Genomic DNA, 10,670 nt, shown 5'->3' with positions numbered 1-10,670 from the left:
AACTGTTCTGTTCTTTAAAATGCACTATTTCCTTACTTTTTCTCGATTTTATTCTATTTAACGAACAGTGATGCAAAAAATAATAAATTCTTTCTCTTTTATTAACTAAAAAAGACCTAGTGAGGAAAGCTTTTTCACTTTCCTCACTAGGTCTTTAGTACAAGCTATAGTTAATCCGCTCGATTCTTTTGCTTTCTTAACGAAGCTAGCTCGTCCTCGATACGGTTTAACGATTTCTCTAGCATCGCTACATTGCCACCGTTTGCTTCTAATTTATCTAGATCACCTTGAATTCGAATGTAATCCATCTTTAATTGATCAATTTGTGCTTGGATTTCTTCTTTTGTCATTTGAATCACTCCATTTAAAAGATCAACTTTATTGTAAACCTTATAAGAGTTTTCTTGCAATTCATGAGACTTTTTGTCACAAAAATATAATAACTAATCCAGCCCCCTTCACTACATGATGCAGTTACTTATACTTAAACACATTTAACTAATTTCAAGTTTTTTTTAAATAGCCGTTGTAATCTTCTGAAAAGAAGTATATAATTTAAAAGGAAATTAAAGGAAAAGGAGGTCGCGAAAATGATGAACTATAACAACACATTAACGAATACAATTTTATACTTTCCATTTGTCGTGACCTTGCCGGAGTCTGCCTTTAATTAATTGTTACATTAATTGAGTGATCGCAAAGTCGCGCATGTTATACATGTTGCGGCTTTTTTATTTTTTATGATAAGCACACTTAGGCTTTTAAAGGCTAAGTGTGCTTATTGTTGTTTAAGGAGGTGATAGACATGATCCAAGTTTCATTTGGTTGTTTGACTAATGTGAAAGGAGTGATGAAGATGGTTCAGCTAATACTTCAACGATCAAATATTTGTTGTCGGATGGACGGTGGTTAGCTAAAGAGAGAGGAAATGAGGTGTAATATATGATATCTGTATTTAAGAAATTATCTTGGTTTTTTAAGGAACAATGGCTTCGCTATACTTTGGCGGTAACCGCACTCATTATTGTAAACATTCTTGGCGTTATTCCACCAATGTTACTCGGTGAGGTCATTGATCTTATTCAATACAATCAATTAACGACTGAAAGGTTTTATGAATTATTAGCGATATTTATCGGTCTTACAATCGTTATTTATATCGTTTCATTTTTTTGGGACTATACGCTGTTTGGTCGTGCTTTTTTACTTGAGAAAAAGATGCGTTCTAAGTTGATGGATCATTTTATGCGAATGACGCCTACCTTTTTCGGACGTTATCGAACTGGCGACTTAATGGCTAGAAGTACGAATGATTTACGAGCGATCATGTTGACAGCAGGCTTTGGGATTTTAACTTTAGTCGATGCGACAATCTTTATGTTTTTAATTGTGATGGTTATGGCGATTATGATTAATTGGCATTTAACGCTGGCGGCTTTAATCCCGTTACCAATCATGGCTTTATTAATGCAGAAGTATGGTCGAGCGATTCATGAGCGTTTTACAAAAGCTCAAACTGCTTTTAGTGATTTAAATAACGACTCGCTTGAATCGATTCAAGGGGTTAGAGTTATTCGTGCTTTTGTACAGGAGAAGCGAGATGAAGAGCAATTTAATGGTCAAACAGAAGAAGTGTTTCAGAAAAATATTGAAGTGGCTAAAATGGACGCTTTATTTGAACCGACGATTAAAGTATTAGTTGGGATGGCTTATACGATTGGATTAGGTTATGGTTCGTATTTAGTCATGCAAGGTGTCATTACGATTGGGCAATTAGTTACTTTCAACGTTTATTTAGGAATGCTCATTTGGCCGATGTTTGCGGTCGGTGAGCTCATTAACGTCATGCAAAGAGGAAATGCATCACTTGATCGTACGGGTGAAGTGCTTTCACATGAACCAGACGTTCAAGACCCTAATGATGAAGTAAGTATAACCACACCTAAGAAAATTGACTTTAACCAAGTTATCTTTAAGTATCCTCAAGCAGAATCGTATCAGTTATACGGGATTACGTTAGAGATTAAACAAGGTGAAACGGTTGGGATTGTCGGCAAAACAGGTGCTGGTAAAACGACTTTAATTAGACAGTTATTAAGAGAATATCCACCTGCAGAGCATGGTATTGTAACCATTAACGATGCCCCAATTGAACAATTTCCATTATCTATGACACGAGAATGGATTGGTTACGTGCCACAAGACCATATTTTGTTTTCTAAAACGGTTCGTCAAAACATTTTATTCGGTGATGTCAATGCATCGGACGAAGAAATATACCGAATTTTAGAGTTAGCTTCGTTACGTGAAGACATTGAACATTTACCAGACGGATTAAATACGATTGTTGGTGAAAGTGGTGTCACGTTATCAGGCGGACAGAAACAACGTGTTTCTTTAGCAAGAGCACTCATTAAAGACCCGGAGTGCCTCATATTAGATGACTCACTATCAGCTGTCGACGGTCAAACTGAGACGAAAATTATCCAACATTTAAAAGAAGAGCGTTCTCATAAGACGACGATCATTGTTGCTCACCGTCTATCAGCCGTTAAACATGCTGATCAAATTATCGTATTAGATGAAGGTAAAATGATTGAACACGGAACTCATGAACAATTAATGAAACAACGAAACTGGTACTTTAAGCAATATGTCAAACAGCAAATGGAAGGAGGCGAATAAGATGAAATCAAAAACGACTGAGAAACGCCTTTTTCATTATGCTTTAAATTATAAGAAGACGATTATGATTGGTATTGTTTGTTTAATGATCGCTGTTGCGATGGAGTTAAGCGGTCCGTTAATTGCAAAAAAGGTAATTGATGACCATATTGTTGGGGTGGCCAATCACTATGTTGTTACCGATGAACAAACGGGTGCAATCGAATTTAACGGCGAACATTACATTAGAGTTGAACGTTATGATTCGATTGATGATGAAAAAGTGGTGACGTTATTCCAAGATGGGTTGTCCTTTTTCTTGTTAGATGAAGAAGTTCCACTTAATGCGAGGTTTGTAGAAGGTGATGGTTCTACTTTCGTCCTTGAAGTAGATCAAACTGAAGTAACGGTTAGTGGTCAAACACTGACAACAAATGAGTTATTCCATTTCTTCCAACCAGAAGTGAGTTCAATTGCAGCTTGGTTAGGGCTATATTTAGGTTTGATTCTTGCTTCATCAGTATTTCTATACTATAAAACTTATCTATTACAATACGCTTCAAACCGAATTATTCAAACGATGCGAAAAGATGTATTTAGTCATATTCAACGTATTCCGATTCCTTACTTTGTTGATCAACCAGCTGGTAAGATTGTCGCACGCGTAACAAATGATACAGAAGCGATTAAAGAACTATATGAAAAGGTTTTAGAAGTATTCACATCAGGATTTATTTATATGTTCGGTATTTTTATTGCATTATTTATTTTAGATGCAAGATTGGCAGCGATTTGCCTTGTCTTGTTACCTATTATGGTTGTATGGATGGTCGTTTACCGTAAAGTTGCGGGGCACTATAACCATGAAATTCGCGAAACGAACAGTCGCATTAATGCTAACATTAATGAATCTATTCAAGGGATGTCCATTATTCAAGCATACAACCAAGTTGATCGAATGACAGGTGAGTTTGAAAATTTAAATCGATACCACTATCGTTATCAACGAAAAATGAATACGTTTACCGCGTTGACTTCGTTTAATTTAGTCGACTTTTTACGAAATGTTGCCTTTGTAGCGTTTATTATGTACTTTGGTGGAATTTCGCTAGATGGTACCGGAATTGTGACAGCAGGTGTACTTTATGCTTTTGTTGATTATTTAACTCGATTATTCGAACCAGTTAACCAAATCGTCAGTCAGTTAGCTCAACTAGAACAATCAAGAGTTGCTGGTAAAAGAGTATTTGAACTGTTGGACGAAGAAGGGGAAGAAGTCGAAGCGAAACCGATTACGAGATACGATGGTTATGTGGAATTTGATCTGGTTTCCTTTGCTTATGAAAAAGATGATTATGTCTTAAAGGATTTATCTTTTTCAATACAACCTGGTGAAACAGCTGCTTTTGTCGGGCATACGGGCTCTGGTAAAAGTACGGTTATGAATCTTTTATTTAGATTTTATGACCCGTCAAAAGGGCGTATATTAATAGATGGTAAACCAATTAATGAGTTATCGAGACAACAAGCACGAAGTCATATCGGTATTGTGCTCCAAGATCCTTTTATTACGGGTCACTATCATTTCAAATATCACGATGAATGACCCTCGCATCAGTCGTGAAGATGCGATTAATGCTTTAAAAGCAGTCGGTGCTGACCGCTTCATTGAGCAATTGCCTAACCAGTATGATGAACCTGTTAAAGAAAAAGGGGCTGAGTTTTCAACTGGTCAAAGACAGTTATTATCGTTTGCTAGAGCATTAGCGTTTGATCCAGCTATTTTAATTCTTGATGAAGCGACAGCTAATATCGACACTGAGACCGAAGCTATGATTCAAGAGGCTTTAAAAGTATTGAAGAAAGGCCGAACAACATTAGTCATTGCTCACCGTCTTTCAACGATTCAAGACGCAGATCAAATATTCGTGTTAAAGCAAGGTGAACTAATAGAGAAGGGCACGCATGATTCGCTCTTACAAACACAAGGTGAATATTATATGATGTATAGAATGCAATTAGGCGGCAAACAGTCCTTTGCTACTTCGTAAGCGTTCAATTAGAAAAGACTGAGACAGAACTAATTGAAATACACAAAACCCGAACGAAATCACCTTTTGACTTCGTTCGGGTTTATCTTTTAGCTACCGCTCCATCAAAATGCTTCGCTTTTACCCACAGGGCACAAGTGCAACATCTGCTCAAACTCCCTACGGTCGTTTGTCGCAGTGTTTTCTATGCATGGGCGGCTGTGAGCCAAGCTACTTCTTCGAGTGACTCCCTTGCGCTTTGCACCGAGGAAGCCTACTTCGAAGCTTAACTTGAAGACGCAGGTGCATCCCGGGGTCTCACCCAGGCCTTTGCTCCCATGACGACCTGGACGGTCTAATGTCGGCGTTGGTCACAAATGCAGATTTTAAAAGCTTCAGCGCTTTATTTTGCGCCGAGTAACCGCAGGCGCAGGACGTGACCGCTTTTAGACGACCAGGAGTCTACGCATTTTGATTCCACTAAGTGTCTGCTAAACTAAACTGATTGGCCAATTATTCGTGGTTTCATTACACTCCAAAACTTTTGTCCCGACTTCTTACTTTTATTCTAAATTATTTAAGTAATCAAGTGCATCTTGGAAAGTGTCCACTGGCACGATCTCTACATTTGTATCAATTTCTTCTGCTTTTTCTACCGCTTCATCATAATTAGAACCTTCACGACCATTTTCGTGAGCTGCAAAGAAGATATCAGCCCCTTGTCGATCAGCGGATACTACTTTCTTATCAACCCCACCAATACGATAAATATTACCTTCGTAGTCGATCTCACCACTTCCGACAATCGTTCTACCTTTAGTCATATCATCCATCGTTAAACGGTTATATACTTCTAAAGCAAACATTAAACCAGCACTAGGTCCACCAATTTGACCGCTTTCGTATTCAACTTCGGGTGTGACATGAACATCACGATCTGTTACAAGTGATACACCCATGCCAGGTCGTTCAGGGTCATCAGGAAAGGCGTCAAGTTCAAATGAAGTTGTCAACTCTTCACCATCTCTTATAAAAATAACTTCAATTTCATCTCCAACAGACATTGAGCTTGTTTCATCGACAATCTCTTCTGAAGATGATACCGTTTGCCCGTTTATTCCGATAATTTCATCACCAATTTCCAAGTGTCCATCAGCAGGCATATCCTCTACAACCATAGCAACAAAGGAACCTTTGAAATCAATCGTTATATCCCCACCTGCCGCTTCAAAAGCGACTACAGTAGCAGCTTCTTGAGAGCTTTCCATATGCTGTAATTGAGCTTCCATATACTCTTCTTGACTTATTCCATGAGGCCTAACTTGTTCTAAATCAACGATGTCATAATGAGGTCTAATTTGAGCCCACAAATAATACAATGGTGTTGCTTGACCACCTCGAACTGTAACTAAATGTAACTCCCCTTCACCTTCAAAACTATCTTCCATTTCAACGACAGACGATAACGGTGTCGTATCACCAGGTTGGTATATGTAATAATCGAGTTGATAATATGAAAGAAATAGTGCTAAACCGATCGTAACAACTAACGTAATGACTTGTTTTTTATTATTAAACATAATTTATTCATTCCAACCTTTCATCGCTCGCTTAATTGATTTTATGTGCTTTTCTGCTTCTTGTTCACCTTTGGCGATAATTTCTCCAACATTTGAATAGTTTCGAGAACTAAATTGATACACTTCAGGTCGTAATACAAAATCTGCGTCCATCACTAAATGACTCGTCATATCATCTTGCATAATATCAATGCTTTGCATAATAATATCATAGATTGAATGGATATCTGTATTTTCTTCAAACTTTGAACAATCAACTGCAATAATTATATCTGCCCCCATCTCTCGAACAACTGAGATTGGAACACGGTCTGTAACACCACCATCGATTAACAAACGGCCACCCACACGTTCTGGAACGAAGACTCCGGGAATCGATATACTAGCACGAACAGCTGTTGCAGCATCTCCTTCACGGAAAATGACACGCTCTCCATTATGTACATCAGTTGCTACAACGGCCACAGGTATATTAAATTGTTCCAACTTTTTATTATATGTAAACATACGAATATAGGATTTAATCCGTTCTCCTTGAATTAGCCCCATTTTAGGAACCGTTATATCCATGAAGTATTTTCGCCTAAAACTTAACGCTAAATTATAAAGATCACTAACTTTTTGACCAGCCCCATAAAAAGATCCCACTAACGCTCCCATGCTACTACCTGCAATATAATCAATCGGAATGTTATGTTCTTCAAAGACCTTTATAACACCTAAATGAGAAAAGCCTCTAGCACCACCTGACCCTAATGCTAGACCAATTTTAGGTCTGGACAACTATAAACACTCCCTTCTATTCCTAAACCGTGTTGCATAGTGTTGTATAAGTATGGATTAAAATCTTTGCATCTATTTATAAATATTTTACTACTCTTGTCTGTATTCGTACAGTTTGATGTTATTAGGAGGACAAGCGGTGATTTCAAAAATAACTTCTGTTCTATATGCTACAGTAGCAACCTTTCTCGCAGTTGCTATTATTACTTTTCCAGACCAATCATTTGAAGCATCAATCAGAGGGTTAAATTTATGGCTTGAAATAGTTTTCCCTTCGTTACTACCATTTTTCATTGTAGCTGAATTATTATTAGCTTTTGGAGTAGTGAAATTTATCGGGGTTTTATTAGAACCTCTTATGCGTCCTCTTTTTAATGTCCCGGGGGCTGGAGGTGTTGTTATGGGGATGGGGTTAGCTAGCGGCTACCCTTCAGGAGCAAAAATTTCTGCACGTTTAAGGCAAGAAAATGTTCTTACAAAAACTGAAGCAGAACGACTAGTAGCCTTCACGAACGCTTCAAACCCATTATTTATATTTGGTGCAATTGCTGTTGGCTTTTTTCATGATCCAAAATTAGGATTTCTTATTGCAATCTGTCATTACTCAGCCTGTATATTAGTTGGATTATGTATGAGATTTTATAAACAAAACGAAGATGACCGAACTGAAGATGATCAAAGAAACATTCGTGGGTCAACTTTTGGACGAGCACTGTACGCCTTACATCACCATCGTACGTCACACTCTGAACCACTCGGTAAAATTTTAGGTGATGCCGTTATGTCTTCTATTCGTACACTCGTTATGATCGGTGGATTTATTATTTTATTCTCTGTTTTAAACAAGTTATTATTTTTAACGGGTGTGTCATCAGTTATTGCTAGTTCAATTGAAAAGGTCCTAACTATATTCTCTCAACCTAAAGATTTAGCTCTTCCTATACTAAGTGGTGTATTTGAAATTACGTTAGGTGCACAGATGATTGCTCAAACGGATCATACTACATTGTTTGCTCAAGTTATACTAGTCAGTGCCATACTCGCTTTCAATGGATTGTCTATTCAATCACAAGTGGCAAGTATACTGGCCAATACCGATATTCGTTTCGCACCATATTTTTTCGGAAGGTTACTTCATATAGTATTTGCTGTATTTCTAGTAACGATTTTGTTTAAGCCATTATACGTTGAAAGAACATTGCTTTCTCCATCCGATATACCAGTTGATACACATACTGACTACACTGGATTATCTGTCATCGCGTTAGAATGGTTAAGCCAATACGGCCCATTGATTACGATTGCTACCATTTTAGTAGGATTCCTCATCTTAATTCGTAAAAGCCATCCTTAATCAAATTAAAAGGTGACCTCAAAACTAATTGAGATCACCTTTTTACATTACGACTTGCCGTTTTCCTCTTTTACTTGTTGCTCTTGAAACCAACAAGTAAGTGCCGTCTTATTTATTTTACCGACATGGGTTTTCGGTAGTTCATCAACGAAATAGAATGCTTTTGGAATTTTGTATCGACTTAATTTCTCTTCACAATAATTTTCAAGTTCGGCGACATCAAGGTTAGGGCTACTGGTCGATATGCAAGCTACGACTTTCTCTCCCCATAGCTCATTAGGCACTCCAATTACAGCTACTTCTTGTATGTCAGAATGTGATTCAAGCCAATGTTCTATTTCTAAAGGGAAAATGTTTTCTCCACCTGATATGATCATATCTTTCTTACGACCGACAATATAAACAAAGCCCTCTTGATCTCTTCTCGCTAAATCCCCTGTTTTTAACCACTCACCATGTAATTGTGCCATCGTTTCTTCTTCTTGGTTCCAATAATATTCAAATAAATGTTTCCCTCTTAACCAAAGCTCACCAACTTCATTAATTGCAACTGACTCACCTGAATCGTTGACGATATCTATGTCATTAAACATCATCTCTTGACCAACTGAGCCTTTCTTCAAACGAGCATCCTCTGGTTCAATATAGAAATTATTTGGTCCTGCTTCAGTTAAACCATACCCTTCTTTAAATTGAAGTCTCTTATTTTCAAACCGTTCATAAATCATTAATGGACAAGGTGCTCCTCCTGATAAGAACACTTTCATATGTGGGAAGTCGTTTTCTTTAAATATTAATGATTCTGTAATGAACTGATACATCGTTGGAATGAATAAAACAATGGTACAACGATACTTAATTAAATGTTCAACTGCTTGATCTGGATCAAAATGGGCATGAATAATGACTTGCCCTCCAGCCATTAATATTGGTATTGATAAAGCATTTAACCCTCCTGTATGAAACATTGGGATGGCTGTTAACGTCCGATCATCTTTCGTTAAAACCCAACTGATAATCGTATTTAACGCATTCCACATAACCGATCGATGACTTAGAACAGCTCCTTTCGGCTTACCTGTCGTGCCACCTGTATATATCATTGCCAAAGGGTCTGTTTCATGCAAAGATACTTCGCCTATGCCCTGCCGGTCTAAATCATACATATAATTCGAATGGTCAATAAGTAAGGTATTGTAAGTTTTATTAAGCCATGCTAACGATTGTTCAAATTCCGGATGAATAATAACAAACTTAGGATCACTGTCCTGCAAAACATATGTTAATTCGTCTTGCGAAAGTCTCCAATTTAACGGTACAAAAATCGCACCAATTTTTAAACATGCAAACAACGTGTCGAAGTAACTAATATGATTAAGTGATATTTAAGTCTTAGGTTAAAAAACGCCCAGTTATTAAAGCTAACTGGGCATCATCTTATTTATTCTTTTGTAAGTACTTTTGCTTCAATGCATTTTCCACTGCTTTTGGCACAAGATCAGATACATCTGAATGGTAACGAGCCGCTTCCTTAACCATACTAGAGCTTAAGAACGAATACTTATTGTTTGTCATCATAAATAGCGTTTCAATATCTTCGTTTAAATGGCGGTTCATAGATGTAATTTGCATTTCATATTCAAAGTCACTAACTGCTCTTAACCCTCTTAAAATCGCAGCAGCATTTTTCTCTTTCGCATAATCCACTAATAAACCATGACTGACATCCACTGATACGTTTGATAACTCTTTTGTAGCTTCATTAATTAACTCTAACCTTTCATCAACGGTGAAAAGCGGTGACTTTGATTGGTTATTAAACACAGCTACGATCACATGATCAAACACTTCAGAGCCTCGTGTAATGATATCTAAATGACCGTTTGTAATCGGGTCGAAACTTCCTGGGCAAATGGCTACTTTATTCATGATTTTCCTCCTAAATTGTAAGAAAAAATGGTAACAGCAATTGTACTACTATATGTATCTTGCTTAACGACTTTAAATTGTTTTAAGTCGAAAGGAAGCTCATCTTTAGGGTCATGCTCACAAATAACCATCGCTTCCTCAGTCAACACATCAGCTTTTAGTAGTTGATTAAAAATTTTATCAAATGACACTTTGCGATAAGGGGGATCGAGAAAGATGTAATCAAATTTCTTACCATGTTTACCTGCTGCCTTGACCGCTCGAATTGCATCATTTCGAAAAATTTCACATTGATCGCTTATTTTGAGCTTCTTCACATTATCTTTAACC

8 protein-coding genes and 1 pseudogene are annotated in these 10,670 nt (G+C 37.3%); 3 read left to right on the top strand and 6 right to left on the bottom strand.

Annotated features, from left to right (window positions below; genetic code table 11):
- Positions 1-170 precede the first annotated feature (170 nt).
- Positions 171-350, bottom strand: coding sequence for an SE1832 family protein (locus A194_RS0111045; protein ID WP_017186905.1), 180 nt, complete (start codon positions 348-350; stop codon positions 171-173).
- 592 nt (positions 351-942) lie between these two features.
- Between A194_RS0111045 and A194_RS0111035 the strand changes: the two genes are divergently transcribed.
- Positions 943-2,685 carry an ABC transporter ATP-binding protein gene (locus A194_RS0111035; RefSeq protein WP_017186903.1) on the top strand — a complete coding sequence of 581 codons (1,743 nt, stop codon included), beginning with the start codon at positions 943-945 and terminating at the stop codon, positions 2,683-2,685.
- A gap of 1 nt (position 2,686) precedes the next feature.
- Positions 2,687-4,715: pseudogene (locus tag A194_RS18225) on the top strand (ABC transporter ATP-binding protein).
- Between the two features lie 542 nt (positions 4,716-5,257).
- Here the strand turns inward: A194_RS18225 and A194_RS0111025 are convergent.
- Both A194_RS0111025 and A194_RS0111020 read right to left on the bottom strand, forming a co-directional pair.
- Positions 5,258-6,274 carry a SepM family pheromone-processing serine protease gene (locus tag A194_RS0111025; protein ID WP_017186902.1) on the bottom strand — a complete coding sequence of 339 codons (1,017 nt, stop codon included), beginning with the start codon at positions 6,272-6,274 and terminating at the stop codon, positions 5,258-5,260.
- Between the two features lie 3 nt (positions 6,275-6,277).
- The gene (locus A194_RS0111020) at positions 6,278-7,057 is read right to left on the bottom strand and encodes a patatin-like phospholipase family protein (protein WP_017186901.1); all 780 of its coding nucleotides are present in this window, start codon (positions 7,055-7,057) and stop codon (positions 6,278-6,280) included.
- Between the two features lie 139 nt (positions 7,058-7,196).
- On the opposite strand from A194_RS0111020, the gene ylbJ reads away from it, so the two are divergent.
- Positions 7,197-8,411 (top strand): sporulation integral membrane protein YlbJ, encoded by a 1,215-nt coding sequence (gene ylbJ, locus A194_RS0111015; protein WP_017186900.1) that lies wholly within the window; start codon positions 7,197-7,199, stop codon positions 8,409-8,411.
- Between the two features lie 47 nt (positions 8,412-8,458).
- On the opposite strand, the gene A194_RS18220 is transcribed toward ylbJ, so the two are convergent.
- The 3 genes from A194_RS18220 to A194_RS0111000 all read right to left on the bottom strand — a co-directional run.
- Positions 8,459-9,781, bottom strand: a complete 1,323-nt coding sequence (locus tag A194_RS18220; RefSeq protein ID WP_272942211.1) for an AMP-binding protein — start codon at positions 9,779-9,781, stop codon at positions 8,459-8,461.
- Positions 9,782-9,848: 67 nt separating this feature from the next.
- Entirely contained in the window at positions 9,849-10,340 is a 492-nt protein-coding gene (gene coaD / locus A194_RS0111005; RefSeq protein ID WP_017186898.1) for a pantetheine-phosphate adenylyltransferase, read from the bottom strand.
- On the bottom strand, positions 10,337-10,670 hold a 334-nt coding region (locus tag A194_RS0111000; RefSeq protein WP_017186897.1), incomplete at its 5' end, for an RsmD family RNA methyltransferase. The genes coaD and A194_RS0111000, both read right to left, overlap by 4 nt.

This window comes from Alkalibacillus haloalkaliphilus C5 (assembly GCF_000269905.1).
Lineage (GTDB): Bacteria > Bacillota > Bacilli > Bacillales > Alkalibacillaceae > Alkalibacillus > Alkalibacillus haloalkaliphilus_A.
Note: the sequence above shows the minus strand (reverse complement) of the source record. Positions and strands in the feature narration are given on the sequence as shown.